This window comes from Marinobacterium ramblicola, from assembly GCF_019084545.1.
Classification (GTDB): Bacteria; Pseudomonadota; Gammaproteobacteria; order Pseudomonadales; family Balneatricaceae; genus Marinobacterium_D; species Marinobacterium_D ramblicola.
Window position 1 is genome coordinate 164,087 of record NZ_JAHREP010000005.1, and the last position, 26,529, is coordinate 190,615.

Genomic DNA, 26,529 nt, shown 5'->3' on the forward strand with positions numbered 1-26,529 from the left:
AAGGTTCATTTCCAAGGTATGTAATCGGAGTCGCCGGTTAGGAAAGGGCGTTTTTCAGGCGCCAGCCCATGCCACGCGCGGGGCGGATGGGTACCGAGGCCAGCCGCCGTTGCAGCGCTGCGGCGAGCAGGCCCAGTCCGATGCCGCCGACAATCGCCAGGCTGTCGATCAGCGGCGAGTGCCCCTCCAGTCCGAGCATCGGCAGCAGCACCTCGGGCACCAGGCGGTGCAGCAGGTAGATCGCAAATGCCGCCTGGGCCAGTCGCATCAGCGGACGGTGGCTCCAGCCGGGCAGCGGGATGCTCGGTACCAGGCAGAGCAGAGCGAGTACGCCGAGCAGGCTCATATACTTGATCCAGCCGCCATACCAGTTGCCGCCGAGATATGCAGCCAGCGGCATGATCAGGCAGCCGAGGGCGATCACCAGCCAGCGATCCCGGTGGGTCTGCGCTGCACTCACGCACCAGCCCAAGGCAAACAGGTAGAGCACCCAGGGCACGGTGAACAGGGCCCGTCCATTCATCGGCCAAAGCACGGGAAGGGTGAGCCTCAGCAGCAGCGCAAACGCCAACAAGCCGAGACCGAAGTGGAAGGGGGATAGCCTGGCGAGCCTTCGTCGCAACGGCGGGATCAGGAAGGGCAGGGCGACCAGCAGCGTGATCTGCACATAGGCTTCGACGAACCAGTACAGGAACGGCAGCATCTCATGGGTCGAGGGTTTGGTCAGCGCGAAGTTGCCCAGCAGCAGCGCCGATACCCAGGGCACCTCGCCCCAGGCCAGACTGTAGCCGGTCAGTACCGCGTAATAGGGGATCAATACGCCGAGCAGGGGAGCGAAATAGGTGCGCAGGTCACCCTCACAGAGCGCTTTCCAGCGGAACGAGGCGAGGCTCATCCCCATCAGTATCACCATCGCCGCGGCGCCGCCGTATACCGGCCAATGGGTCTGGTGGCTGACCACCACGGCGAGGATCGCCAGTACCCGCGTCAGCAGGTCGGTGGGCAGGCGCTTGCCCGCCCGGGGTTGGGCGCGTTCAAGCTCGGCGATCGGCATCCGCTCCCAGCCGGTCGGTACGCCGCCGAGGCGCTCCTCCAGCGCCAGTGTCAGCTCCACATGGCACAGGGAATCGCCGCCCAGGCTGCTGAAACTGTCGTCGGGACGCACGCTGCGCGGGGCAAAGCTGGCCCGAAATGCGGCCAGCACGCTGCCGTTCTGTGTGCTCTGTGCATGTCTGTTTTTCAGCGCCGGATAGTCGATCTTGCCGTTGGCGCGCCGGGGCAGTTCTGTGAGCGGATGGATCGCCAGGTGTTGGGTAGCGATACCGGCCAGCTGCGCGGCCCTGGCCTGAACCTCATGCAGTGCCGGGATTGTGCCCACCAGGCCGATATGGATGCGTCGGTCATCCCCCCAGACCGCGATCTCCCGGGCCTGGTCAGCCAGGGCGCGCTCCAGCGCGTCGTGGCCGATGCGCAGCCCCGCGATCTTGGACATGCGCGACAGGCGGCCGGTGATGCGATAGATACCGCTGGCGTCGCGCCTGGCCAGATCGCCGGTAGCCAGTTCGTTGAGCTGGGCACCCTGGGCCAGCTCCCGATAGTCCTCGGCATAGCCCATCATCACGTTGGGCCCGCGATAGATCAACTCGCCCTCGCCTTCTGCCGTGTTGATCTCATTACCCCGTTCATCACGCAGGGCCAGTGAGCCCCCGGGGATGGCGATGCCGATCGCATCGGGCTTGTCGCGGGCCAGTTCAGGCGGTAGCCAGGCGATGCGGGCGGTGGCCTCGGTCTGGCCGTACATGACAACGAAACGGCCGTCACGCTGCGCCATCCGGTTGGCCCACTCGACCACTTTGACCGGCTCCATGGCGCCGCCGGCCACGGTTATGAAACGCAGGCTGCCCGGCAGGGCATCGCCCAGCCCAGTGCTCTCCAGCAGCGCGAAGTGGTGCGGTACACCGGCCAGGTTGGTAGCGCCACTGTCCGCCAGCGCCTGACTGAAACCGGGGTTGAGTACCGAATCCCCATGCAGCCAGAGCGAGGCACCCTGCAGCAGGTGAGAGTGCAGAACCGACAGGCCATAGGAGTAGTGCAGCGGCAGGATCAGCGCGGCGCGGTCATCCGCGCGGATATCCAGGTAGTCGGCGATGGCAACCGCATTGGCTTCCACTGCCTGGCGCGACAGCCGCACACCGCGGCCCTGGCCGGTACTGCCGGAGGTCTGCAGCAGCAGCGCCAGCTCGGGGTGTGGCTCGGCCGCTGGCCAGTCGTGCTGCTCCAGTGCCCAGTGTCCGTCGCGGCGGTAAAAACTCAGGGCCGGGCGAAAGCGTTCCGCCAGCGCTCGCATCCTGTCCGGGGCATCGGTCGGTAGCGGCATCACCGCGTGGCCGACGGCCAGCGCGCCGACATAGGAGGCAATCGCCTGAGCATCGGATACGGCTTCGATCGCGATTAACACCGGCTGCTTGAACGGCGCCAATGCGGCCGCAAAGTGAGCGGCCTGCTCGGCCAGCTCCGCATAACTGAGTAGGATACCGCTGGCATCCAGTAGACAGGGGCGAGCCCCGAGAGCTCGGAAACGATCCAGGTCGAACAGCATGGTGAATGTGCTACAGAAACTGGGTGATTAGGTTGTAGATGACAATATTAAGACAAATGATAATTAATCGTGAATAGAAAAATTTATCTTGCCTTGGGTATGCCGCAGTTTGATGACGGCAACAGTGCACCAATAAGGAGCGTTATGCTCGCTGATGGCCGGAATTGAAGCGCGGGTCGGTCAGTGCTGCAGGCCGCCGGGCTTGCCCTTCAACTGATCGATGTCGGTGATAAGCTTGTGTGCGACGGCAGCCAGTGAGCGGTTTTGGGCCATGGAGGTTTGCTGCAGCAGGCGGTAGGCCTGCTCTTCGTTCAGCCCCCGGTACTGCATCAGCAGCCCCTTGGCGCGCTCCAGTGTCTTGCGATCCGACAGCGCCTGACGGGCCGCCGCCAGCTCGTCGTGCATCTGCTTAAGCCCCTCCGCCTGTTGTTTGACCAGGCCGTAGAGCGAGTGTACCCAGTCGCTGCCGGCGGCACCCGAACTGCCCGCCTCCGTGAGTGTGAACGGCTGCTCCGGGTCGAGCAGCATGGTCAGTGGCGATGCACTGGGCTCACGCAGCGAGGCGATCAGTTCCAGGCTGTCGTGATGCTTTTTCAGCTCCTTGTTTGCCTCACGCACGCGCTGGCGACTGAGCTGCAGCAGCGTATCGGCCAGCTGCCGCTCCAGCTGCTGCATTCTGTCGATCCGTCGGGTGGCGGCGTCATACCAGACCTCGCTGATCTCGGAGGGCAGGCCTGTACCCGGTTGCACACGAGCGATCAGCAGGCGCAGGCGCAGAAACTCCTGGGTCTCGCCGTGGCTCTCCAGCTCACGCCAGCTGGCGATAGGCGGGGCTTGGGCGAACTCCTCGAAGGTACGGAAACTGTGCTGCTGGCTGTCGACCAGGTCTGACAACCGCTGCAGCAGCGACTGGTCGAACTCGCCGGCAGCGAATCCGATCACCGCCCAGGCGCGCTCCTGACCGGCATACTCCTTGCCCTGCATAAAGTTGAACATCGCCACCAGTGCACGGGTGATCTCGGGGTCGTCGGAGATATCGGCGGCTTCGAAAATCACCGACAGCAACGCCGTTATCAGGCGGTTGAAGGCCTGGGTGCTTTCGGTGGCGCTCAGTGACCGGTGGCCGATCTTCTCACGCAGGGCATCGAGGCCGTCCAGCCCATGCAGGGCGTAGGCGATATTATTGAACAGCCGGGCGCTGCCGACGCGGGTCCAGCTTTCGATATCCAGCTGCTGAAGGCGGTTCTTGAAGCCCTGTTCGGCGTCCACGGAGCTCGGGATCTGCTCCAGCCGCTGACGCGCGAAGCGCAGACCGCCAGAGGCGAGAAATACGTTGGACAAGCCACGCTCACGCTGCAGTTCATGGATCAGGTTGCTGACCTGGGTCACCAGTTCGCAGCTGGCCATCAACTGCTGCAGCAGGGCGATCTCCGAGCGTTTGGAGGCCAGAAAGAAGGTCTCGGTTGTCGGGATGGTGCCGTTCATAGACTGCTCCAGATAGAGTCACAGGTATGCAGGTCACAGCAAATCCTGTACCAGCAGGGGGAGGGTGCTGGCGAGGTTGCGGCGGGGGATGTTACTGTGTGGCCCCACCGAGCCTGCGGAGAGAGTGCGATGAAAGAGTTTATGTACGCCTTGGCCTTGTGTTTGCTGATGGCGTCGGGTTGGAGTATCTCCAAAGCACCGAGTGAGAGCGCGATAAAAGCCGCGCCCGATGCGGCTGCCGCGGCGCAACTCGAGCGGGACCGTGGTCAGATCCATATCATCGCCGGTGGCGCGCTGGTGTTGGCACTGGTGTGTGGGGTGGCGGGCTGGCGTTCCAAAAGCCGTGAGGATGCCGATAAGAAAAGGCTTGATTGATCGGTTTCGGGCCGCGCTACCCAGATGAATGGGTACAGGCTCTGTCGCACGCTTGGTAAAGCATTCACTCCTTGATAAGCATCATGTCGCTGTAATTCCCGAACCGCTAGGCTGGGCGCACTCGTTTTCGCTCAGGAGGTTGCTGTGGAACTGGTGTGTCCTGCCGGGAGTTTTCCCGCTCTGAAGGCGGCTGTGGATAACGGCGCCGATGCCGTCTATTTCGGTTTCCGCGATAAGACCAACGCGCGCCAGTTTGCCGGTCTCAACTTCGACCGACGCAAGGCGGAGAAGGGGATAGATTACGCCCGCAGTCGTGGCGTCAAGGTGCTCTGCGCCATCAACACCTATCCCCAGCCCGAGGGCTGGAGTACCTGGAAGGCCGCGGTGGACATGGCTGCCGACCTGGGCGTCGATGCGCTGATCGCCGCCGATATGGGCGTGCTCGGTTACGCGGCCGACCACCATCCGGGGCTACGCCTGCATCTGTCGGTGCAGGGCTCGGCTACCAACTACGAGGCGCTGGAGTACTACCGCCAGCAGTTCGGCATTCAACGCGCGGTGCTGCCGCGGGTGCTGTCGCTGGCGCAGGTGGAGCATCTGGCTGCGCACACCGAGGTGGAGCTGGAGGTGTTTGCCTTCGGCAGCCTCTGCATCATGGTCGAGGGGCGCTGCTACCTCTCCTCCTATCTCACCGACGAATCCCCCAACACCTGCGGCGCCTGCTCGCCGGCCAAGGCCGTACGCTGGCAGGAGACCTCGCGCGGGCTGGAGTCACGCCTGAACGAGGTGTTGATCGATCGCTACAGCGACGGTGAAAAGGCTGGTTACCCCACCCTGTGCAAGGGGCGCTTCGAGGTGGAGGGCGACATCTACCACGCGATGGAGGAGCCCACCAGCCTCAACACCCTGGACTTGATTCCGGAACTGAAGCGGATCGGCATCCAGGCGGTCAAGATCGAGGGGCGCCAGCGCAGCCCCGCCTATGTCTCCCAGGTGACCCGGATCTGGCGCGAGGCGCTCGACAGCGCTGCGCGGCCGGGCGAGTTCAAGGTACAACCGCAGTGGGGCCAGGGGCTGGAGGCGCTGTCCGAGGGCAGCACTACCACCCTCGGTGCCTACCACCGCAGCTGGCAGTAAGGGGAGTGAGATGGAACAGTCACCGAAACTGACCCTGGGGCCGCTGCTCTACTTCTGGCCCAAGCAGGATGTGTATAACTTCTATGCCGAGATGGCGGAACTACCGCTGGATACTGTCTACCTTGGCGAGACGGTCTGCTCCAAGCGGCGCCAGCTCAGGCTCGACGACTGGATCGAGATCGGCCGCGACCTGCGCGCCTGCGGCAAGCAGGTGGTGCTCTCCGGTCTGGCGCTGCTGGAGGCAGAGTCGGAACTGAAGATGCTACGCCGCATCTGCGCCAACGGCGAGTTCCGCGTCGAGGCCAACGATATGGCCGCGGTGCAGCTGTTGAGCGACCAGGGGGTGGAGTTCGTCACCGGCCCGTCGATCAATATCTACAACCTGAACACGCTCAAGCGACTCTACAACAGCGGCATGCGGCGCTGGGTGATGCCGGTGGAGCTGTCGGCGCAGACGCTGGAGCAGTTGCTGCAGCAGGCGGCGCAGGATGGTGGTCTGCCGGAGCTGGAGACCGAGGTGTTCGGCTACGGCTGTCTGCCGCTGGCCTATGCCGCGCGCTGCTTCACCGCCCGCTACCGCAACCTGCCCAAGGACAACTGCAACTTCTGCTGCATCGAGTATCCGGACGGCATCCCCGTGCGCTCGCAGGAGGGCAAGGAGTTGTTCACGATGAACGGCATCCAGACCCTGTCCGGCGAACACTACAACCTGGAGCACGAGCTGGACGCCATGCGGCAGATGGGCGTGAATCGGGTGCGCCTGAGTCCGCAGCGTCAGGGGATGGTCGAGGTGGTCGAACGTTTTGCCCGGCGCCTGAACGGCGAACAGTCAGAGTCGATTCCCTTGCTTAGGGTGGGGCAGTGCAATGGCTACTGGTATGGGCTGCCCGGGATGGATCGGGTGTGATTGCCGTCTCGGAAATTTCTGACCAAAAAAGGAGGTTTTTACCGGTATCGATCAGGTTCTGATTTTGCTAAGTTAAACGCCTGTTTGTCTGTGCGTCCAAGGGGAAGGAGTACGCATGACGGGGCGTTGGTCGCTGCGGTATCCCTCGGTAAGTAAGGTGCGTGTCATTGGACCGGCATTTTTGCTGTGCTGGGCGCTTTTTAGTGCCGAGGTCAGCACGGCCGATGCCGTGGCAGGCGTTCCGGCGGTCGAGCAGCCACGGGATGAGACGCAACAAAGGCTGGAGCAACTGCATGAACGGATACAGCGGGCGGCCGCGACCATCGAAGAGCAGCAGCAACAGCTAAGCGCCAACAGAAACCGAATCGCACTGATAAGGGGCAAGCTGAAAAGCCTGGAAGCATCGATCGATAACGGGCTAATCGGGCAAAACTATGTCGATGCTCTTCTCAGTGAGATAGAGCAACTGGAAGCGCTCAGCGAAGAAATGGAAGAGAGTATCGCTCAGGCCAAGTGGAGCGTCGCCGAATACGCGCTGGAACAATCCCGCCTGGAGTCCGATCGGCGCCGAATCACGTCGTCCGAACCGGCAGACCCTGGTCAGCCCCGCTCATCCCTGCATACGCCGGATAATCCGCAAACCCCGCTGAAATAGCGGCGGCATCTCGCTCCAGTCCACACTGTCGAGCAGATTTTTCACCGCCAGCCCCAGTTCCGTATCGCCCTCAATCGACAGGCGGCGCTGAAAGAACAGCGTATCCGGATCCTCCTCCAGCGTCGCCAGGCGAATAAACTCGCGCGAATCGCCGCGAATCCAGGCGTCGGGACTCCTGTTGGAGCCGCTGGTCGGTTCCACCCTGAGTCGCCCGTCTCGATAGCCGAACGCCAGCCGTATTCCCAGATCCCTCACCTCCAGCCCCAGCTGGCGCTGCGCCATAAACTCGAACTCCTCATCCTCCAGTTGCTGCTGGAATAACCGGTTTAACAGCCGTTCCAGCACCATCCCCTTGGCCCGGAACGGGAGATGCGGTTCGGCCTTGCTGACCAGCTTAGGCAGGTTGGTAGACAGTCTGGGCAGTAAGCGCAGGGGCAGAGGAGGGCGGGGCAGAAAGATCATACTGAAGCTCCTGATAGGGTTGCCTGATACTAGGCGAAAATTTTTTTTCGGCCCTTGATGTCAGTCAATGTCTGAGTGCGGTGCTGCTGTCGATAATGGTCTATATGTTGTGGTGAGCGATTAAAAATAACACTACATATAGTGTGAGGCGGCAATGGAACGATATGCGAACGTAGAGGTAAGGAGCACGGTCGACGAGTACCTGGAGCGCAGCGACTGGCGGGTCAACGCCAACGCCAACCAGGGCTACTCGCTGGGCGGGTTGATCCTGAATGTGTCCGGCAAGGTGATCGCCAACTACTGGCTCAACGAGGTCTATACCCCGCTGATCGGTCTCGCGCACCGCGAGGGCGATCTGCATATCCATGATCTGGACATGCTCTCCGGCTACTGCGCCGGTTGGTCGCTGCGCACCCTGCTGTTCGAGGGGCTCAACGGCATTCCCGGGCGGCTCGAGAGCGGCGCGCCCAAGCATCTGTCCAGCGCCGTGGGCCAGATCGTCAACTTCCTCGGCACGCTGCAGAACGAGTGGGCCGGCGCCCAGGCGTTCAGCTCCTTCGATACCTATCTGGCGCCTTTCATCCGCAAGGACAACCTGACCTACGAGCAGGTGCTGCAGTGCATGCAGGAGCTGATCTACAACCTCAACGTGCCCTCGCGCTGGGGCACCCAGACCCCGTTCACCAACCTGACCTTCGACTGGCACTGCCCGGACGACCTGAAGGAGCAGGTGCCGGTGATCGCGGGTGAAGAGATGCCGTTCAGCTACGGCGATCTGCAGGCCGAGATGGATATGATCAACCGCGCCTACCTGGAGGTGATGGACGCTGGCGATGCCAAAGGGCGGGTGTTCACCTTCCCGATCCCGACCTACAACATCACCAAGGATTTCGACTGGGACAGCGCCAACGCCTATCGGCTGTTCCAGCTCACCGCCAAGTACGGCCTGCCCTACTTCCAGAACTTCATCCGCTCCGACCTGGAGCCGAACATGGTGCGCTCCATGTGCTGCCGCCTACAGCTGGATCTGCGCGAGCTGCTCAAGCGCGGCAACGGCCTGTTTGGTTCCGCCGAGCAGACCGGTTCGATCGGTGTGGTCACCATCAACTGCGCCCGGCTGGGCTACCTCTACCGGGGGGATTGGGAGGGGCTGTACGAGCGGATCGACCATTTGCTGATTCTGGCCAAGGAATCGCTGGAGCTGAAGCGCCGTCGCATCCAGCAACTGATGGACGAGGGGTTGTTCCCCTACACCAAGCGCTACCTGGGCACGCTGCGCAACCACTTTTCCACCATCGGCGTGAACGGTATCAACGAGATGCTGCGCAACTTCAGCGACGACCGCATCGACATCTCCTTTGACGAGGGGCAGGCGCAGGCGCTGAGGCTGCTCAACCATATTAATGAGCGGCTGACCCAGTTCCAGGAGCAGACCGGCCATCTGTACAACCTGGAAGCAACACCGGCTGAGGGCACAACCTACCGCTTCGCTCGTGAGGATCAAAAGCGCTGGCCCGATATCCTCCAGGCCGGTACCCGTGAGCACCCCTACTACACCAACTCCAGCCAACTGCCGGTGGGTTTTACCGATGACCCCTTCCTGGCGCTGGAGAAGCAGGATGCACTGCAGACCCGCTACACCGGCGGCACCGTGCTGCACCTGTACATGCGCGAGCGGATCTCCAGCGTACGCGCCTGCAAACAGATGGTGAAACAGGCACTGAGCAACTTCGCGCTGCCCTATATCACCATCACCCCGACCTTCTCCATCTGTCCGCACCACGGCTATCTGGCCGGGGAGCACGAATACTGTCCGCGCTGCGACGAAGAGCGTCTGCAGCAGAAACTCACACAGAATCAACAAGCACCCGCCTGCGCCTGATCGGGCGTGGGCAACCAAACCAAGCAAAACCAAGGAGAGTCATCATGAACGCAGCCCAACTACTGAAACCGGAAGAGCGTCAGCGTTGCGAGGTCTGGACCCGGGTCATGGGTTACCACCGGCCGGTGTCCCAGTTCAATGCCGGCAAGCGCTCGGAGCACCAGGAGCGCCGCCACTTCGTCGAGAAAGTGTGATGCAAAAGCGGTTGCGCATACCGGAGGAACTGCGGGTCAGCGGCATGACGCCGCTGACCACCATCGACTTCCCGGACCACCTGGCCTGTGTGCTCTATACCCAAGGTTGCCCGCTGCGTTGCCGTTACTGTCACAACCCCCAGCTGATCCCCTTTGGCGATCAGCCTGGGTCGATCTCCTGGCCGGAAATTGAAGAGTTCCTGCACAGGCGTCAGGGTCTGCTCGAAGCCGTGGTGTTCAGCGGCGGAGAGCCGACCCTGCAACCCGCCCTGGCCGCGGCGATGGCCGCGGTCAGGGAGCTGGGTTTCAAGGTCGGCCTGCACACAGCCGGGGTCAGCCCCGAGCGCTTGGCGCAGCTGTTGCCGTTGGTCGACTGGGTCGGCCTCGATGTCAAAGCCCCCTACCAGCGTTATCCACAGGTCACCGGTCGCAACCACCAGGCGCAGCAGAACCGCAACAGCCTGGAGTTGCTGCTTGACTCCGGCATCCCGTTCGAATGCCGCACCACGGTCGACTGGCGCCTGTTCCCCCCCGACGAGCTGCACGATCTGGCTTGCCAACTGGCCGATCTGGGCGTTGAACATTACGCCGTACAGATCAATCAGGCCCGCAACTGCCTCGACCCCGCATTGGAGCAGATGGTCACGCTGCCGACCGAACAGCTGGCGAACCTGCGCGACAGGCTGGACGAGCTGTTTCCGGTGTTCGTGTGGCGGGAGTAGCGTCGCATCACGCGAGCCCATTTGGCTGGCGGGAGCCGCCCCCATACCCGCCCTGCTCTCCACTACTGACAGAGTCTGACAGTGGCGCCTTCTAGACTTCGTACCTGTGCATATCGCACGGAACATTCGTAGAGGAACCACTATGAGCAAGTGTATTGAAGCCGTGACTTTTAAGCTTAATGCAGGGAGTGACCTGTCCGCTTTTATCGATGCAAACGGGAAAGTGAACGCCTGGGCGCGCGAGCAGCCGGGATTTTTGACCCGCGACCTGTCCCAACTGGAAGATGACACCTGGCTGGATGTTGTCTACTGGGCCACGATGAGCGACGCTAAGCGGGCCGGTGAGACCTTTATGAGCGCGCTGGGCGATAGCGCATTCATGTCGATGATCGATCCGGCCTCGGTCAAGATGTCCCACGGCGAACTGCGCGTCGCCATCAAGTCGGAATGATATGAGTAAAGCGGAGCGTCTGTTCAATCTCTATACCCTGCTGCGTGCCCGACGGACCGCAATAACGGCAGACGCCATTGCGTCCGCGCTGGAGGTCAGCGTACGCACCGTGTACCGGGATGTGCAGGCGCTTACGCTGTCCGGCGTGCCGATCGAGGGCGAGCCGGGTGTCGGCTATCTGCTGCGCCCCGGCTACGAGCTGCCACCATTGATGTTCAACGCCGAGGAGGTGCTGTCGCTGATGGTGGGGATCCGCATGGTGCGCGCGTTTACCGATCCCGATCTCGCCAGGGCGGCGCAACAGGCGGAACAGAAGATAACCTCCGTGCTGACGGAGCCGCTCAAGGCGCGTGCCGAAAACCAGCCCTACCGTATACCGGTGCTTGCCCAGGACGATGAACTCAGAGAGGTGCATCGCACCCTGCGCGTCGCCTGCGAAGCGCAGCGCAAGGTACGTGCGCTCTATGTCGATGAGCAGCGGAACAGGACGGAGCGGGTGTTATAGCCGCTGGGGATCATCGGCTGGACAGGCCGCTGGACCCTGCTTGCCTGGTGCGAAACAAGGCAAGATTATCGCAACTTCCGTTTCGACCGCTTTGAGGCGCTTAGATGCCTGAACGAGCGCTTCGAAACCACTCCGGATATCGGCATCGGTCATTTCTTCGAGACCGTCATCGGCGTTCCGGACCACCGCTGATGCCGATGCAAACGAGGATCCCGCCGATGACGAAAAAACCGAGACTCAGGGATTTAAACGGGTTGGGGCCAAAATCCGAGGCATGGTTGTGTGAGGTCGGCATCGATACGCCGGAGCGGTTAAGAGAGACCGGAGCCGTCGCCGCCTTCGTTAAACTGCAGCAGGAGTGCAGCGTTAAACCCAGCATGAACTTTCTGTATGCACTGGTCGGTGCATTGGAGGATCGGCATTGGACGGCGATAGCCCGGACGGAAAAAGGACGCCTGCTTACGGAGCTGGATGGTTATTGTGAACTGCAGCGGATAATGGCTGAGCAGGACTCCGGCTCTTAGCCTGCAGCAACCGGGCGAGCCAACTGTTCCGAGCTTCCACGAACGCGATCAGCGTCTGTGGATAATCGGCACCGACCGCCTGCCTGACCGACTCTCTCTCCCGCAGCGACTGCCGCCAGTACCGGACGTTGGGCAGCCCATCGAAGATCCCTAGATCGGTCACCGACTCGAACACATCGAAATAGCGGAATATCGGCCCGAACACCGCATCGACCAGACCGAACTCCGTGCCGGTGAAGTAGGGCGTGACAACGACCGGTTCCAACCGTTGAAAACTCTCCCTCAACGTCGTTCGCACGTCATCGAACCCTGTTTCGTCATTCACGCTGTAAAGCCGGGCGATCTGGTTCAGGATAGCCGAACCGAACTCGATCCAGGCGCGATGGCGAGCCCGCTCCAGCGGATCCTGCGGCAGCAGTGGCGTCTCGGTGGTCTCATCCAGATACTCGCAGATCACCGCGGACTCGAACAGCGTGTGCCGATTATCGATCTGCAGCAGCGGCACTTTGCCGGTGGGCGAGATCTCCCGGAACCACTCCGGCTTGGCCGCCAGATCGATATCGGTACGGGCGTAGGGCACGCCCTTTTCGATCAGCGTAATCACCGAGCGCTGCACATAGGGGCAGAGCTTATGGCTGATCAGATGCAGATGTGACACGCGGTGGATGGCCGGTGCCGGACGGGGGCTGGCTGCGATATTCATGACGATTCCTCCTCATTGCCTGATGGAGGTAGTATTGTGTTTGCGTATCTGCGCGTAAATTGCGAATTTAAGCAATCTATATTTGCATAGATGCAAATCGTGGTAACGGGACATAAGGCGCAGACGCAGGGTGCAAGGTGAACAGCGTAACGGGGGATAAGTGGTGGACTGGAACGCATTGAAGAGCTTTCTGGCGATCGCCGAGTCGGGCTCGCTGGCGGGCGCGGCCCGGGAGCTGGGCGTCAACCACTCCACCATGTTCCGGCGGTTGCAGAGCTATGAGGCCGAGCTGGGCGGGCGTCTGTTCGACAAGATCGACAACCGCTACCTGCTGACCCCGCTGGGGGAGGAGTTGCTCGACCAGGGCAGGCAGATCGCCACTCGGTTCGACGATATCGAACGCCGCCTCGTCGGCAAGGATGTGCAACCGAAGGGGCGGGTTCGGATCACCGCCCCCTACAACATCGCCAACCGCTTTCTGCCGCAGGCGCTTGCCCCCCTGCGGGATGCCTATCCCGAGATCGAGATCGAGGTGCTGTCCAGTAATCTGGAACTGAATATGAACAGCCGGATCGCCGATATCGCGATCCGCGCCACCGCCAGCCCGCCGGAACACCTGATCGGCCGTAAGCTGATATCCATCCCCTGGGGAATCTTCGCCGCACCCGACTACCTGGACGGACAGGCGCCGCTCGACTCACTGCAGAACCTGGCAGCCCACCGATTGATCGGCGGTGCCGGGCTGATGCTGAATCTGCCCGCGTTCGCCTGGCTGGAGCAGCACTACCCGGCGCAGATCGCCACCCGCTGCGATGAGTTGACGGCGATGTCCCACTTTGCCGAACAGGGCCAGGGGCTGGCGTTTCTGCCGCTGGATCAGGCGCGGGAGGGGATCGTCTGTCTGGCCGAATTCCCGCCCGGCAAGAGCAGCGAACTCTGGCTGCTGACCCACCCGGACCTGCGCCGCACCGAGCGGATACGTTTGGTGATGGAGCAGTTGACGGAGTATTTCCGCGGGATCGTGTTTCCAAGCAGTGGCTAACGTACGCCAAATCCCTGTCGCGTCCGACGAGAGTCAGGCAAAATTGCACGCACTATTGGGTCTACCCGTAAACCCGCGAACGTATTGCGACAGGGAATCGATTAACACACATGGCGATTAAGAAATCCGAACTTTACTCCTCCCTCTGGTCCAGCTGCGACGCGCTGCGTGGCGGTATGGATGCCAGCCAGTACAAGGATTATGTGCTGGTGCTGCTGTTCATCAAGTACGTCAGCGACAAGTATGCAGGGGTACCGTTCGCACCCATCACGATTCCGGAAGGCGCAAGCTTCAAGGATATGGTCGCCCTCAAGGGCAAGCCGGATATCGGTGACCAGATCAATAAGAAGATCATCGGCCCGCTGGCCAACGCCAACAAGCTCGCCAACATGCCGGACTTCAACTCGGCGGAAAAGCTTGGCAGCGGCAAGGAGATGGTCGACAAACTCACCGACCTGATCGCCATCTTCGAGAACCCGGCGCTCAACTTCAGCAAGAACCGCGCCGAAGGTGACGATATCCTCGGTGATGCCTACGAATACCTGATGCGTCACTTCGCCACCGAAAGCGGCAAGAGCAAGGGGCAGTTTTACACCCCCGCCGAGGTCAGTCGGGTGATGGCGCAGATCATCGGTATCCATGAGGCGGAGGTCAGCAGTAACACCACGGTCTACGATCCCACCTGCGGTTCGGGTTCCCTGCTGCTCAAGGTTGGCGATGAAGCGCGCGCCAAGGTCACCCTGTACGGGCAGGAGAAGGACTCCGCCACCTCGGGGCTGGCGCGGATGAATATGATTCTGCACGACAACCCCACAGCATCGATCGCTCAGGGCAACACGCTGGCCAGTCCGGCGTTCACGACCGATCACGGCACCCTGAAGACATTCGATTTCGTCGTCGCCAACCCGCCGTTCTCGGATAAAAAGTGGAGCACCGGACTTTCCCCCGAGAAAGACCCGTTTGACCGCTTCGACCATTTCGGCGTCCCGCCCGCCAAGCAGGGCGACTACGCCTACCTGCTGCACATCGTCAGCTCACTGCGCATGCGCGGCAAGGGCGCCTGCATCTTGCCCCACGGTGTACTGTTCCGTGGTAATGCCGAGGCTGATATCCGTCGCAAGCTGCTGCGCAAGGGCTACATCAAGGGGATCATTGGATTGCCCGCCAACCTGTTCTACGGCACCGGCATCCCCGCCTGCATCATCGTGATCGACAAGGAGAACGCCGAGCAGCGCCAGTCGGTGTTCATGATCGACGCCAGCAAGGGCTTTATCAAAGACGGCAACAAGAATCGCCTGCGCAGCCGCGATATCCACAAAATCGTCGATGTGTTCAACAAGGGGCTAGAGATCGACGGTTATTCGCGGAATGTGCCGCTGAGCGAGATCGCTGACAAGAACGACTACAACCTCAATATCCCGCGCTACATCGATAGCCAACAGACCGAGGATATTCAGGATATCGAAGGCCATCTGCGCGGCGGCATTCCCGCCCGCGATATCGATGCGCTGGACAGTTACTGGCAGGTGTGCCCGGACCTCAAGTCAGCGCTGTTCAGCGATAACCGCCCCGGCTATCTGGATCTGAAGGTGGACAAGAGCGACATCAAGGAGACCATCTACCGGCACCCTCAGTTCGCCGCCTTTATGGCCGAGATGGAGACCCTGTTCAACGACTGGCGCGAGCGTAGCGCCGCCACCCTCAAGGCGCTACAGCCGGGATGTCACCCCAAGCAGGTGATCCACGCCTTGGCCGAAGATCTGCTCGACCACTATCAAAACAAACCGCTGATCGACGCCTATGCCGTCTACCAGCACCTGATGGATTACTGGGCCGAGGTGATGCAGGACGATTGCTATCTTATCTCTGCTGATGGCTGGCAGGCGAAAACCTACCGCCTGCTGGAAACCAACAAAAAGGGCAAAACGGTGGACAAGGGCTGGGCCTGCGACCTGCTGCCCAAGCCGCAGCTGGTCAACAGCTACTTTGCCGAACAGCAGGCAGCGATTCAGGCGCAGGAGGCGGAGCGCGAAACCCTGGAGGCGCAGCTGGCCGAACTGGAAGAGGAACACGGCGGTGATGAGGGCGCCTTTGCCGAACTGGACAAGATCAACAAGGCCAATATCACCGCTCGTCTGAAAGAGCTGAAGGGTGACACCGACGCGAAGGATGAGGAGCGGGTGCTCAAACAGTGGAAGCAACTGAATGACCGGATCACCCAGTTGAAATCCGCAATCAAGGCCGCCGATACGGAACTGGATGATCTGGTCTACCGGTACTATCCCAAGCTGAGCGAGGATGAGATCAAGACCCTGGTGGTGGAGGATAAGTGGCTGACCACCCTCGGCACCGCAATCCACGGCGAGATGGACCGCATCAGCCAGCGCCTTAGTCAGAGGGTCAAGGAACTGGCCGAGCGTTACGAAACGCCCTTGCCGCAGCAGACTCAGCGGGTGGCGGAATTGGAGAAAGCGGTCAATGCGCATCTGGAACGGATGGGTTTCGCATGGGCGTAAGGGAGGTGAATGCGACCTATCTTGTCGAGCAGGTTTTGGGTTGTCCTGAGGGGTACAAGCAGACCGAGGTGGGGGTGATTCCGGAGGATTGGGAAGCCTTAGCTATACGTTCTGTATGCAGGCTGATCAATGGCCGAGGTTTTAAACCTCATGAATGGAAATCAACAGGCCTTCCTATTATCCGGATTCAAAACCTCAATGGCTCTGATGAATTTAATTATTTCCAAGGCACTTATGACAGGAAGCTGGAAGTTCCAAATGGACAGCTTCTTTTTGCTTGGTCTGGTAGCCGTGGAACGTCTTTTGGCCCTCATGTATGGACTGGTTCTCTAGGACTTCTTAATTACCATACATGGAAGATAGAAGTACTTGGCGCGACTGTTAGTCCAGAGTTCTTTTTTTATGCGTTAAAGCAGCTTACGAAATTCATTGAAGATAATGCTCATGGTGCGTCCGCACTGGTGCATACGCAGAAATGGGAAATGGAAGGGTTTAAATTCCCTCTCCCCCCCACTCACGCTGAACAAGAAGCCATCGCCAAGGCGCTGAGCGATACCGATGCGCTGATCGAATCCCTGGAGCAACTGATCGCTAAAAAGCGCCAGATCAAACAGGGCACGATGCAGGAGCTGCTGACAGGAAAACGGCGACTTCCGGGGTATAGCGGGGAGTGGTGTGGTGGTGTGTTGGGAAACTTTCTTCTTTCTAAACCTGACTATGGCATCAATGCGCCTGGTGTTCCTCAGACCGGTAGCCTGCCTGTCTATCTAAGAATTACTGATATTGATGATCACGGGCGATTATTACCTGATGATCGAGTAGCTGTTGATCATCCGCTGTCCGAAGAATATTTACTTGGGGAAGGTGAGATCGTTTTCGCTCGCACGGGCGCAAGTGTCGGAAAATCTTATCTTTATAATCCAGTGGATGGTGCGCTCGTTTTCGCTGGCTTTCTGATACGGGTGAGAGTAAATCGTATGATGCTTTGCCCAGCATTTCTGGCTGCTTACACGAAAACTGATCGTTACTGGGATTGGGTGCGTATCATGTCAATGAGAAGCGGTCAGCCTGGAATAAATGGTAATGAATATGCGTCTATGGATCTATTTCTACCGCCGACTCTTGCCGAGCAGGAGGCTATTGCCACTGTATTGACCGATATGGACACCGAAATCACCACGCTGGAAACCAAGCTCGCCAAAACCCGCCAGCTCAAGCAGGGCATGATGCAGGAGCTGCTGACCGGAAGGATCCGCCTGATATGAAAATCTCCACCATCCTCGACCCTATCGACCGTGGTCAGGCTCGAGAGCTTCAAGCAGTATGTGCTGCAAGATGTGCCGGCGGTGGAGTTGTCGGCCTGAGCGCTTTCTCTGCTCTTTAGAGATAGATGTAAGCCTGTCTAGAGATGTTGTGATGCGATTTTTCGAGATAATGCTATATTTGTTTTTATTTAATTGATTGTTTATAAAAGGTTTTCGTGATTTTTTTAGAGATAACCAAAACCATGATTAAAGAAAATTTCGACCTATGCCCAAGTTCACGCACTATGATCTGAGCCTGCTGAACCCCTCGTTCGACTCGCCATTGGTGGACGTGTTGACCGAACTGGAGCATCTGCGCCGTCTGCAGTTGCAGGGCACAACGCCGCCGTTGGTGTTTTTCCAGCTCAAGGAGATATTCCATATTCTGGAAAGTCTCGGCTCGGCCCGCATCGAGGGCAACCATACGACGCTGGCGGATTACGTGGAGAGTCGACTGGAAGGGGAGACTCAGGCGGCCGATCAACTGCGTGAGATGGTCAATATCGAGCGGGCGATGGCATATGTCGAAGAGACCGTTGAGCCCGGTAGCGCGATCAGCCAACACTGGCTGCGAGAGCTGCACGCCCTGACGGTGCAGGATCTTGAACGTGAAGGCGACGATACACCGGGCCAATTCCGTCAGGGCTCGGTTGCTATCGCGAAGTCGGAGCATCTGCCGCCGGAGGCGGTGCAGGTGCCGGGCTATATGGAGGAGTTGATCGCCTTCATCAACGAAGAGCATCCCCACAAGTATGATCTGATCAAGGTGGCACTGGCTCACCACCGCTTCGGCTGGATCCATCCGTTCGGGAACGGCAACGGCCGCGTGGTGCGTCTGCTGACCTATGCACTGCTGATCAAATATGGCTTTAACGTGCAGACCGGGGGCCGGGTATTGAACCCGACGGCAGTATTCTGCAATGACCGGGAACGTTATTACGCCATGCTCGGTGAGGCGGACAAGGGCTCCGATCAGGGATTGGAGGTCTGGTGTATTTATGTGCTCCAGGGGATGCTTGATGAGTTGCGCAAGGTCGACCAATTGACCGATTTCGGTTATCTGCAGGAGAAAATTCTGATCCCGGCGCTGGAGCATGCGCGCGAGCGTGAGCTGATTACCCCGCAGGAACAGAAAATACTGCTGATTGCGGCGAAAACCGGTGTCGTCAAGGCGGCACATCTGAAAGAAGCGATGAAGGGGCTGAAGTCATCCCAGCAGACCTATCAGATCAAGAAACTGGTGGATGCGGGCATGTTGCGCCCGGTTAAAGAGGGCTCGCGGCAGTATACCTTCGGCTTCAGCCACAACTATCTTATCAGGGGCGTGATTCGAGCCCTGACCGAACAGGGCTTCATACCGGCCAGCCTCAACGAGCCGACCTGATGTACCCTTAAGCATGGCGGTGTTGCCACCAATCACAGGGCAGAAGTATGGACAACATAGGCAATCCGGAACGTGTGACCCAAAACCGCGTGGTGAAACTGTTCCAGCAGGAGCTGGGTTACACCTACCTCGACAACTGGGCATACCGCGAAGGTAACCGCAATATCGAGTCCGGCCTGCTTAGCGCCTATCTGGAAGATCGTGGTTATACCTCAGCCCAGATCGCCCGCGCTCTCGACCTCCTGCATGCCGAGGCAGATAACCACAGCCGCAGCCTCTACGACAACAACAGGGAGGTCTACTCCCTGCTTCGCTACGGCGTGCCGGTAAAAACCGAGGCGGGACAAAACACCGAGACCGTACACCTGATCGACTGGCGGCAGCCGGAGAAAAACCATTTCGCCATCGCCGAAGAGGTGACCGTTTGCGGCAACCGGGAGAAACGTCCGGATATCGTGCTGTACGTGAACGGCATCGCCATTGGTGTGCTAGAGCTGAAAAACAGCCGCGTGTCGATCGGTGACGGCATACGTCAGAGCATCGTCAATCAACGTCCTGAGTTTATCGGCGCCTTCTTCTCCACGGTGCAGTTTATCTTTGCGGGTAACGATTCCGAGGGACTGAAATACGGCACCATCGGTACCCAGGAAAAGTACTTCCTCACCTGGAAAGAGGATGAGGACGATAACAGCCGCCTCAAGCTGGACAAGTACCTGCTGAAGATCTGCGCCAAGCCGCGTCTGATCGAGCTGATGTACGACTTCGTGCTGTTCGATGGCGGCGTGAAAAAGCTGCCCCGCGTGCATCAGTACTTTGGCATCAAGGCCGCGCAGGAATATGTGCGGAAACGCCAGGGCGGCATCATCTGGCACACTCAGGGCAGCGGCAAGAGCATCGTGATGGTGTTGTTGGCGAAGTGGATCCTGGAAAACCTCTCCTCGGCGCGGGTGCTGATCGTCACCGACCGTGATGAACTGGACAAGCAGATCGAATCCGTCTTCACCGACGCAGGGGTGGCGATCAAGCGCACCAGCAGCGGTCGCGATTTGATGGCGCAGTTGGCACAGACGGCACCGCGCCTGCTCTGTTCCCTGGTGCATAAGTTCGGCCGCAAGGGCGTGGACGATTTCGAGGGCTTTCTGCGTGATCTGGAGTCCCAACCTGCCGTCACTCAGGGCGAGCTGTTCGTGTTCGTCGACGAATGCCACCGCACCCAGAGCGGCAAGCTGCACCGCACCATGAAGGCGCTGATGCCCGGTGCCGTGTTTATCGGCTTTACCGGCACACCGCTGTTGAAAAAGGACAAGGCGACCAGCCTTGAGGTATTCGGCGGCTACATCCACACCTACAAGTTCAACGAAGCGGTGGAGGACGAGGTGGTGCTGGACTTGGTCTACGAAGCGCGTGATATCGATCAGACGCTGGGCTCGCAGGACAGGGTCGATGCCTGGTTCGATGCCAAGACCAAGGGGCTTAACAGCTGGCAGAAGGCCGCCTTGCGCGAGCAGTGGGGCACCATGCAGCGGGTGCTCAGCTCCCGTTCGCGTATGGACCGGGTGGTCAACGATATCGTGTTCGACTTCAGCGTCAAGCCGCGCCTCAGCGATCAGCGCGGCAACGCCGTGCTGGTCAGCTCCAGTATTTACGAGGCGTGCAAGTATTTCGAACTGTTTCAGAAAACCGTGTTCAAGGGCAAATGCGCGGTGGTGACCTCGTACAACCCGCAGACCAAGGACATCACCACCGAGGATACCGGCGCCAATACCGAAACCGAGAAGGAATATATCTACAACACCTATACCGAGCTGTTGAAGGGTATCGATGCGCGCCCGGGCATGAGCAAAACCGAAACCTATGAGGAGCAGGCCAAGGAGTTGTTCAAGAAGCAGCCGGCAAACATGAAGCTGCTGATCGTTGTCGACAAGCTGCTGACCGGTTTCGATGCACCCAGCTGCACCTATCTGTATATCGACAAGAGTATGCAGGACCACGGCCTGTTCCAGGCGATCTGCCGTACCAACCGCCTTGACGGAGATGATAAGGAGGTTGGTGTCATCATCGATTACAAGGATCTGTTCAAGAAGGTGCAGAACAGCATCGCGGTGTACACCTCCGAACTGGCCCATGAAGAGGGCGAGTCGGTGGATCCGGGTATTCTGCTGAAGGATCGACTGAGCAAGGGACGTGAGCGTCTGGAGGGGGCCCGCGAGGCGATTGCCCTGTTGTGCGAGCCGGTGGAAGCGCCGAAAGAGGAGCTGCAGTATATCCACTACTTCTGTGGCAACACGGAGATTGCCGAGCAGTTGAAGGAGCGTGAACCGCAACGCGCCGCGCTCTACAAGGCAACCGCGGCTCTGGTGAGAGCATTTGCCAATATTGCCGATGAGTTGGAAGCGGCGGGCTACTCGTCCGATGAGGTTGAAACGATCAGGAAGGAGATCGATCACTATCTTAAACTGCGTGACATGATCCGCAGGGCCAGTGGCGAGACGATCGATCTGAAGGCGTACGAGGCCGATATGCGCCATCTGATCGATACCTACATCGAGGCCAGGGAGCCGCGCAAGATATCCCCCTTCGATGATATGCCGTTGCTGGAACTGATCGTTAAAACCGGTATCGCCGACGCCGTGGATTCCCTGCCGGAGGGAACCAAGGGCAACCGGGATGCGGTGGCGGAAACGATCGAGAACAACGTACGCAGCAAGATCATCAAGGATCATCTGAACGATCCGGCTTTCTACGACAGCATGTCCAAGTTGCTGGCCGAGATCATCCGCTCGCGCAAAGAGAGAGCGATCGAGTACGAGGAGTATCTGAAACGGATTGCGGAGCTGGCGAAAAAGGTGCAGTTGGGGCAGGACGCGAAGACACCGGAAACCCTCGATACCCAGGGTAAGCGAGCGCTCTACAACAATCTCAAGGTGGCCGCGCCAAGCGATGGCGTGGCACTGACTCCGGCTCCATATATCGTAGACGGTGATCGGGATCTAAAGCTGGCTCTGGCTCTCGATACTGCCGTAAAAACACAGCGTCCCGACTCTTGGCGTGGCGATCTGGCGCGGGAGAATATCGTCAAAAGGGCGATTTACGATGTTCTCTTCGCCGAGGGGTACGAACAAGAGCGTGCCATAGCCGAGACGGAAAGGCTGTTTCTGATTGTCATGCAGCAGCAAGAGTACTGATGTCCAAGTTCATACAGCTGGGCGATATTCGCGCAGAAGTGACCTACAAGGCGATCAAGAATATCCACTTGAGCGTCTACCCACCGCAGGGTGCAGTGCGTATATCCGCCCCCGGCAGCATGGGGTTGGATACCATTCGTGTATTCGCTCTGTCCAAGCTGGGTTGGATCAAGAAACAGCAGCAAAAACTGAGAGAGCAGGAGCGGGAAACCCCGCGTGAGTATATTGATCGCGAGAGCCATTATGTGAATGGTGAACGCTATTTGCTGCGCGTGCAGGAGCGAGATGCGCCTCCCCGGATACGCTTGACGCGGACAACGCTAGAGCTTCAGGTACGTCCCGGCTCGGATCGAGACAAGCGCAAAGCCGTGCTGGATGAATGGATGCGACAGCAGCTTAAGGTTGCGATGCAACCTCTGCTCAACCAGTGGCAGCAGCGTCTGGGTGTTACGGCCACGCGAGTCTTGGTTCAACGCATGAAAACCCGTTGGGGTGGCTGTAATCCCCGGTCCGGCATTATCCGAATCAATCTTGAACTCGCCAAGAAGCCGCCGCAGTGTCTGGAATACATCATTGTGCATGAACTGATGCACTTGATTGAGCCGACCCATAACAACCGTTTTGTCGAACTGATGGACGCCCATCTGCCGCGGTGGCGATTTTTAAAGGATGAACTGAACCGGTTGCCGGTTAGCCATGAGGAGTGGGGTTATTGATTAACTCCATCACTTCAACCAAAACGCAATCAGCGTAAACAGCGCGATCATGAACCAGACCAGCGACATCAGCTGCCAGAACAGCAGTGCATTGGGGTGTTTCTGCGCCTCTTCGCGCGGCACCAGCAGGTCGGGATTGGGCTGGGTCAGGTCCCGCATCATCTGCTCCAGGCTGTCATAACGCTGAGCCGGATCGATCGCCAGCGCCTTTTCCAAGGCGCGGTCGAACCAGACCGGTATGATCGGGTTGTGGCGGTCGGCCGGGATGTAGGCGAGCTTCTGCAGTTGCTGCGGCTTGTCGCAGTTCTCCAGTCCGTTGCCGTAGGGCAGGTGGTGGGTGAACAGTTCATAGGTGATCGCCGCCAGCGAGAACATATCGCCCTTGATGCCGGTGTTCTGGCCCAGACGGAACACAGGGTCGGAGTAGTTCAATGTGCCCAGCACCCGGTCACGCTTGAGCGGCACGAAGATCTCGTTGATGCCGGCCACGAACACCGAGCCGAAATCGACGATCACCGCCCGATTGTCGGGGGTGATCATGATATTGCTCGGTTTCAGGTCCTGGTGCAGGGTTTCGCGCTGGTGGAACGCCTTCAGGCCGTCGGCGATCTGCTGGACCAGTTCGATCGCCTGCGCCGGTCTGGGCGCCGGGTTCTGTTTTATCCACTGGTCCAGGGCCATCCCCTCAACCGGCTCCATCAGGTAGTAGAGGAAGGTCTTCGGGCGGTGCGCGATATGCACCCGAACCACATGATCGTTACTGATCCGGCTGCCAACCCACTCCTCCATGATGAAACGCTCGATATAGGCGGCGTCATCATCGAAGTTGCGCGACGGCGTCTTCATCACCCAGCGCTCGCCGCTGTCGAGATCCTGTACCCGGTACAGCTGACTGCGGCTGCTGGCGTACAGCTCCTCCTCGATCAGGTAGCCGTCGATCTTCATCCCCGGTTCCAGCTCCGGCGGGAAGGGTAGCGCGGTCAGCTGTTCGGTGAGCCGGTCCAGCGAGGCATCATGCAGCCGATCCACACGTACCAGCTGACAGCTCAGGTTGTCCCGGCTGCCGGCGCGGTAGGCGGCGTCGACTAGCGCCTCAGCGCAGCGCTGCAGCTCATCGCTGCTGCTGGCCAGGCGCAACAACTCCTCCGGCGGCAGCGAGTCGTGCACGCCGTCGGTGGTGAGCAGGAACAGGTCACCCTGTTGGATCTCCAGCGGCCGGTAATCGATCTCCAGGTGGGTATCCATGCCCATGGCACGCGACAGGCAGCCCTCGCGCTTGTTGAGCTGGGTGACATGGTCTTCGGTCAGCGCTTCCAGCTGATCGTTTCGGATCAGGTAGATGCGGCTATCGCCGATATGGAACAGGTGCGCAGTGCGTGACTTGATCACCAGCAGCGACAGGGTGCAGACGTAGCCGCGGGCGCTGGAGAGGTATTCGTGGCTGCGCGAGTAGAGCGTGCGATTGATCGAGGTGAGCACCTTCTGCGCGGACTTGCCCACGGTCCAGATATCGGGGGTGTCGAAGTAGTCGCTGAGGAACTCCCGCACGCAGATCTCGGCCGCCTCTCCCCCGGCTTCGGCGGTACTGACACCGTCGGCAATCACCGCCACCGCGCCCTTGGTGGTCAGCAGGTTGCCCTCGGGCTGGACGAAACCCAGGCAGTCCTCGTTGCGCTCCTTGCGCCCCTTGTCGCTGCACTGTCCGGCGGACAGCTGGATCTCATCCCGTAGATACATCGCCTGCAGGTTAAGGTCGCTCATCTGCTATCCTCCCATAACACAAACGGGCGGCACCGCTGCCGATGCCACCCGGGTCTTGTCTGCCTAGAGGTCTATTCCACGCTGATCAGCTCGACGGTGCCATCCGGCAGCACCTCGGCCATCTGTCCGCTGGGTTCATCCATGAACTGCACCAGCAGGAACACCAGGCCGGCGGAGGCGCCGATCACCATGAAGAAGGTGGAGTAGTCGACGAAGCTGAGCACGGTCAGGTAGAACACCGCACCGACGTTACCGTAGGCGCCGGCCATGCCGGCGATCTGCCCGGTCATGCGCCGCTTGATCAGCGGCACCACGGCGAACACCGCTCCCTCACCGGCCTGGACAAAGAAAGAGCAGGCCATGGTGGCGATCACTGCCGCCGGGATCCACCAGCCGCCGTCGATCCGGCTCAGCACGAAGTAACCGACAGCCAGCCCCAGTATCAGTATGCCGAGCGTCTTGCGCCGGCCGATACGGTCGCTCAGATGACCGCCGGTAGGACGTGCAACCAGGTTCATGAACGCGAAGCCGGAGGCAAGCAGGCCCGCCTTGACCGGATCCAGGCCTTCGAAGGTTTCCAGGAAGAACAGCGGCAGCATGGACACAACTGCCAGCTCGGAACCGAAGGTGACGAAGTAGGCCACGTCGAGCACCGCTACCTGTTTGAACTTGTAGCGCTGGATCTCCGGCACGCCCTCCTTCAGGTGCTCCTCGTTGACGTGGTAGATCGCGCGCAGCTGGAACAGGAACAGCGCCACCAGCACCACGTAGATCGCATTGGTACCGAACTCGTCAAGCAGTCCCAGGTTGGTCGGCGACAGTTTCCAGGTCAGCAGTGCCAGCGCGGCGTACATCGGCAGGTTCATCAGGATGTAGAAGACAAAGTCGCCCTTGCTGGTCACCTCCAGGCCACCATGTTTCTTCGGCTTGAAGTAGGTGGAACCCTTGGGTGTGTTGCGTGCCACGCGGTAGAACACAAAGCCGTACACAATGGCCAGCACGCCGGCGGTGGCCAGGGCGTAACGCCAGCCGTTGTCGCCGCCGTAGAGCAGGGCGATGGTGGGCAGCGTCATTGCACCGGCCGCGGAGCCGAAGTTACCCCAGCCGCCGTAAACCCCCTCGGCGACACCGACCTGCTTGGCCGGGAACCACTCGCCGACCAGACGGATACCGATCACGAATCCGGCGCCGATAAAGCCGCTGAGGAAGCGCATGATCGCCAGCTGTTCATAGGTCTGTGCCGCCGCAAAGCCGAGGCAGATAAAGCCGCCGATCACCAGCAGCATGCTGTAGATCGCGCGTGGACCGTACTTATCCACCAGCGTGCCGATCACGATTCGCGCCGGGATCGTCAGCGCCACGTTAAGAATCAACAGCGCCTTGATCTCGGCGCTGGTCAGATCGAACGCCTCCTTGATGTACGCCATCATCGGCGCATGACTGAACCACACCACAAAGGTGAGGAAGAACGCGAACCAGGTCACATGGAGGGTCTTGATCTTGGGATCGCCAAAATCGAGCAACCTCAGATTGTTGGTAGACATTTGACTGCTCCTGATCTGTTGGCAGCTTAAAAAACGGGTCGAGGCTGTAATCACACGAGACTCCGTCGCCACGGCAGGATCCAATCAGATGTGCTCCGGGCTCATGGAGTTTGCGTTAGCGCCAAAATAGGCCCTTCGGGGTGGGTGAATGTTGATGCAGGTCAACTGGGATTTAGGGTGTTGGATCGGGGAATTTGGTGTATACCACTATCGAGGTATGCGGGAGTTTGGTATTTAAATATTTGATTTTTAAAAGATAATAGGGTGCTTGTTGATGGGGATAAAGCGGATAAGTCAGATGCCGGGTAATAAGGGGTATCCAGGTCTCAGGCGCGAGGGGCGATGCCTGAGCCGGGGCTAGAATACCAAAGCAGGGCGGGCAAGCTGGCGCATCGCGGGTCACTGGTCCAGACTGTTAACCCAGCGAGCGGTTGTTTCCGATGCTGTTGCTGTTTGGTGATGTAAATTAATGGAAG

The 26,529-nt window shown here is 59.7% G+C and carries 23 protein-coding genes; 17 read left to right on the forward strand and 6 right to left on the reverse strand.

Going from position 1 to position 26,529, the window contains the following annotated elements:
* Positions 1-37: 37 nt before the first annotated feature.
* Together KQ940_RS05430 and KQ940_RS05435 are read right to left on the reverse strand one after the other, a co-directional pair.
* Positions 38-2,599 (reverse strand): AMP-binding protein, encoded by a 2,562-nt coding sequence (locus tag KQ940_RS05430; RefSeq protein WP_217412415.1) that lies wholly within the window; start codon positions 2,597-2,599, stop codon positions 38-40.
* 180 nt (positions 2,600-2,779) lie between these two features.
* A complete protein-coding gene (locus KQ940_RS05435) occupies positions 2,780-4,084 on the reverse strand; it encodes a nitrate- and nitrite sensing domain-containing protein (protein ID WP_217412416.1) in 1,305 nt (434 codons plus the stop codon).
* 129 nt (positions 4,085-4,213) lie between these two features.
* Here KQ940_RS05435 and KQ940_RS05440 point away from each other — a divergent pair, with 129 nt between their 5' ends.
* From KQ940_RS05440 to KQ940_RS05455, 4 genes are all read left to right on the forward strand, one after another.
* Positions 4,214-4,459 carry a hypothetical protein gene (locus tag KQ940_RS05440; RefSeq protein WP_217412417.1) on the forward strand — a complete coding sequence of 82 codons (246 nt, stop codon included), beginning with the start codon at positions 4,214-4,216 and terminating at the stop codon, positions 4,457-4,459.
* A gap of 144 nt (positions 4,460-4,603) precedes the next feature.
* Entirely contained in the window at positions 4,604-5,596 is a 993-nt protein-coding gene (gene ubiU / locus KQ940_RS05445; RefSeq protein ID WP_217412418.1) for a ubiquinone anaerobic biosynthesis protein UbiU, read from the forward strand.
* A gap of 10 nt (positions 5,597-5,606) precedes the next feature.
* A complete protein-coding gene (locus tag KQ940_RS05450) occupies positions 5,607-6,503 on the forward strand; it encodes a U32 family peptidase (protein ID WP_217412419.1) in 897 nt (298 codons plus the stop codon).
* A gap of 115 nt (positions 6,504-6,618) precedes the next feature.
* A complete protein-coding gene (locus KQ940_RS05455; protein ID WP_217412420.1) occupies positions 6,619-7,158 on the forward strand; it encodes a coiled-coil domain-containing protein in 540 nt (179 codons plus the stop codon).
* Here KQ940_RS05455 and ubiT read toward each other — a convergent pair.
* The gene (gene ubiT, locus KQ940_RS05460; protein ID WP_217412421.1) at positions 7,114-7,620 is read right to left on the reverse strand and encodes a ubiquinone anaerobic biosynthesis accessory factor UbiT; all 507 of its coding nucleotides are present in this window, start codon (positions 7,618-7,620) and stop codon (positions 7,114-7,116) included. The genes KQ940_RS05455 and ubiT overlap by 45 nt on opposite strands.
* A gap of 154 nt (positions 7,621-7,774) precedes the next feature.
* On the opposite strand from ubiT, the gene KQ940_RS05465 reads away from it, so the two are divergent.
* The 7 genes from KQ940_RS05465 (at position 7,775) to KQ940_RS05495 (ending at position 11,898) form a co-directional block, all read left to right on the forward strand.
* Positions 7,775-9,502 (forward strand): ribonucleoside triphosphate reductase, encoded by a 1,728-nt coding sequence (locus tag KQ940_RS05465; protein ID WP_217412422.1) that lies wholly within the window; start codon positions 7,775-7,777, stop codon positions 9,500-9,502.
* 44 nt (positions 9,503-9,546) lie between these two features.
* Positions 9,547-9,696, forward strand: a complete 150-nt coding sequence (gene nrdD / locus KQ940_RS22930) for an anaerobic ribonucleoside-triphosphate reductase (RefSeq protein WP_217412423.1) — start codon at positions 9,547-9,549, stop codon at positions 9,694-9,696.
* Positions 9,696-10,418: an anaerobic ribonucleoside-triphosphate reductase activating protein gene (locus KQ940_RS05475; RefSeq protein WP_246589745.1), complete on the forward strand. Its 723-nt coding sequence runs from the start codon at positions 9,696-9,698 to the stop codon at positions 10,416-10,418. The genes nrdD and KQ940_RS05475 overlap by 1 nt, the downstream gene beginning before the upstream one ends.
* 142 nt (positions 10,419-10,560) lie before the next feature.
* On the forward strand, positions 10,561-10,869 hold the full coding sequence (locus KQ940_RS05480; protein ID WP_217412424.1) for a hypothetical protein: 309 nt from the start codon (positions 10,561-10,563) through the stop codon (positions 10,867-10,869).
* A gap of 1 nt (position 10,870) precedes the next feature.
* Complete coding sequence (locus KQ940_RS05485; RefSeq protein WP_217412425.1) at positions 10,871-11,374, forward strand: helix-turn-helix transcriptional regulator; 504 nt, start codon at positions 10,871-10,873, stop codon at positions 11,372-11,374.
* Positions 11,375-11,386: 12 nt separating this feature from the next.
* Positions 11,387-11,566, forward strand: a complete 180-nt coding sequence (locus KQ940_RS23180) for a WYL domain-containing protein (RefSeq protein ID WP_425515623.1) — start codon at positions 11,387-11,389, stop codon at positions 11,564-11,566.
* Between the two features lie 26 nt (positions 11,567-11,592).
* Positions 11,593-11,898, forward strand: coding sequence for a TfoX/Sxy family protein (locus tag KQ940_RS05495; RefSeq protein ID WP_217412426.1), 306 nt, complete (start codon positions 11,593-11,595; stop codon positions 11,896-11,898).
* On the opposite strand, the gene KQ940_RS05500 is transcribed toward KQ940_RS05495, so the two are convergent.
* Entirely contained in the window at positions 11,834-12,601 is a 768-nt protein-coding gene (locus KQ940_RS05500) for a glutathione S-transferase family protein (RefSeq protein ID WP_217412427.1), read from the reverse strand. The two genes, KQ940_RS05495 and KQ940_RS05500, sit on opposite strands and share 65 nt — an antisense overlap.
* 160 nt (positions 12,602-12,761) lie before the next feature.
* On the opposite strand from KQ940_RS05500, the gene KQ940_RS05505 reads away from it, so the two are divergent.
* The 6 genes from KQ940_RS05505 (at position 12,762) to KQ940_RS05530 (ending at position 22,748) form a co-directional block, all read left to right on the forward strand.
* Positions 12,762-13,643 carry a LysR family transcriptional regulator gene (locus KQ940_RS05505; protein WP_343222617.1) on the forward strand — a complete coding sequence of 294 codons (882 nt, stop codon included), beginning with the start codon at positions 12,762-12,764 and terminating at the stop codon, positions 13,641-13,643.
* Between the two features lie 110 nt (positions 13,644-13,753).
* Positions 13,754-16,159: a type I restriction-modification system subunit M gene (locus tag KQ940_RS05510; protein ID WP_217412428.1), complete on the forward strand. Its 2,406-nt coding sequence runs from the start codon at positions 13,754-13,756 to the stop codon at positions 16,157-16,159.
* A gap of 5 nt (positions 16,160-16,164) precedes the next feature.
* The gene (locus KQ940_RS05515; protein WP_217412429.1) at positions 16,165-17,424 is read left to right on the forward strand and encodes a restriction endonuclease subunit S; all 1,260 of its coding nucleotides are present in this window, start codon (positions 16,165-16,167) and stop codon (positions 17,422-17,424) included.
* Between the two features lie 265 nt (positions 17,425-17,689).
* Positions 17,690-18,847, forward strand: a complete 1,158-nt coding sequence (locus KQ940_RS05520; protein ID WP_217412430.1) for a Fic family protein — start codon at positions 17,690-17,692, stop codon at positions 18,845-18,847.
* A 47-nt stretch (positions 18,848-18,894) separates the two neighbouring features.
* Positions 18,895-22,032: a type I restriction endonuclease subunit R gene (locus KQ940_RS05525; RefSeq protein ID WP_217412431.1), complete on the forward strand. Its 3,138-nt coding sequence runs from the start codon at positions 18,895-18,897 to the stop codon at positions 22,030-22,032.
* Entirely contained in the window at positions 22,032-22,748 is a 717-nt protein-coding gene (locus tag KQ940_RS05530; RefSeq protein ID WP_217412432.1) for a M48 family metallopeptidase, read from the forward strand. Before KQ940_RS05525 ends, KQ940_RS05530 begins: the two co-directional genes overlap by 1 nt.
* 9 nt (positions 22,749-22,757) lie before the next feature.
* Here KQ940_RS05530 and KQ940_RS05535 read toward each other — a convergent pair whose 3' ends face one another.
* On the reverse strand, positions 22,758-24,509 hold the full coding sequence (locus KQ940_RS05535) for a bifunctional protein-serine/threonine kinase/phosphatase (RefSeq protein WP_217412433.1): 1,752 nt from the start codon (positions 24,507-24,509) through the stop codon (positions 22,758-22,760).
* A gap of 71 nt (positions 24,510-24,580) precedes the next feature.
* Positions 24,581-26,053: a NarK family nitrate/nitrite MFS transporter gene (locus KQ940_RS05540; protein ID WP_217412434.1), complete on the reverse strand. Its 1,473-nt coding sequence runs from the start codon at positions 26,051-26,053 to the stop codon at positions 24,581-24,583.
* Positions 26,054-26,529 lie beyond the last annotated feature (476 nt).

Coding starts and splice junctions, on each gene's coding strand:
- KQ940_RS05430 (WP_217412415.1), bottom strand. CDS start 2,599: ATGCTGTTCGACCTGGATCGTTTCCGAGCTCTCGGGGCTCGCCCCTGT.
- KQ940_RS05435 (WP_217412416.1), bottom strand. CDS start 4,084: ATGAACGGCACCATCCCGACAACCGAGACCTTCTTTCTGGCCTCCAAA.
- KQ940_RS05440 (WP_217412417.1), top strand. CDS start 4,214: ATGAAAGAGTTTATGTACGCCTTGGCCTTGTGTTTGCTGATGGCGTCG.
- KQ940_RS05450 (WP_217412419.1), top strand. CDS start 5,607: ATGGAACAGTCACCGAAACTGACCCTGGGGCCGCTGCTCTACTTCTGG.
- KQ940_RS05455 (WP_217412420.1), top strand. CDS start 6,619: ATGACGGGGCGTTGGTCGCTGCGGTATCCCTCGGTAAGTAAGGTGCGT.
- ubiT (WP_217412421.1), bottom strand. CDS start 7,620: ATGATCTTTCTGCCCCGCCCTCCTCTGCCCCTGCGCTTACTGCCCAGA.
- KQ940_RS05465 (WP_217412422.1), top strand. CDS start 7,775: ATGGAACGATATGCGAACGTAGAGGTAAGGAGCACGGTCGACGAGTAC.
- nrdD (WP_217412423.1), top strand. CDS start 9,547: ATGAACGCAGCCCAACTACTGAAACCGGAAGAGCGTCAGCGTTGCGAG.
- KQ940_RS05475 (WP_246589745.1), top strand. CDS start 9,696: ATGCAAAAGCGGTTGCGCATACCGGAGGAACTGCGGGTCAGCGGCATG.
- KQ940_RS05480 (WP_217412424.1), top strand. CDS start 10,561: ATGAGCAAGTGTATTGAAGCCGTGACTTTTAAGCTTAATGCAGGGAGT.
- KQ940_RS05485 (WP_217412425.1), top strand. CDS start 10,871: ATGAGTAAAGCGGAGCGTCTGTTCAATCTCTATACCCTGCTGCGTGCC.
- KQ940_RS05495 (WP_217412426.1), top strand. CDS start 11,593: ATGACGAAAAAACCGAGACTCAGGGATTTAAACGGGTTGGGGCCAAAA.
- KQ940_RS05500 (WP_217412427.1), bottom strand. CDS start 12,601: ATGAATATCGCAGCCAGCCCCCGTCCGGCACCGGCCATCCACCGCGTG.
- KQ940_RS05510 (WP_217412428.1), top strand. CDS start 13,754: ATGGCGATTAAGAAATCCGAACTTTACTCCTCCCTCTGGTCCAGCTGC.
- KQ940_RS05520 (WP_217412430.1), top strand. CDS start 17,690: ATGCCCAAGTTCACGCACTATGATCTGAGCCTGCTGAACCCCTCGTTC.
- KQ940_RS05525 (WP_217412431.1), top strand. CDS start 18,895: ATGGACAACATAGGCAATCCGGAACGTGTGACCCAAAACCGCGTGGTG.
- KQ940_RS05530 (WP_217412432.1), top strand. CDS start 22,032: ATGTCCAAGTTCATACAGCTGGGCGATATTCGCGCAGAAGTGACCTAC.
- KQ940_RS05535 (WP_217412433.1), bottom strand. CDS start 24,509: ATGAGCGACCTTAACCTGCAGGCGATGTATCTACGGGATGAGATCCAG.
- KQ940_RS05540 (WP_217412434.1), bottom strand. CDS start 26,053: ATGTCTACCAACAATCTGAGGTTGCTCGATTTTGGCGATCCCAAGATC.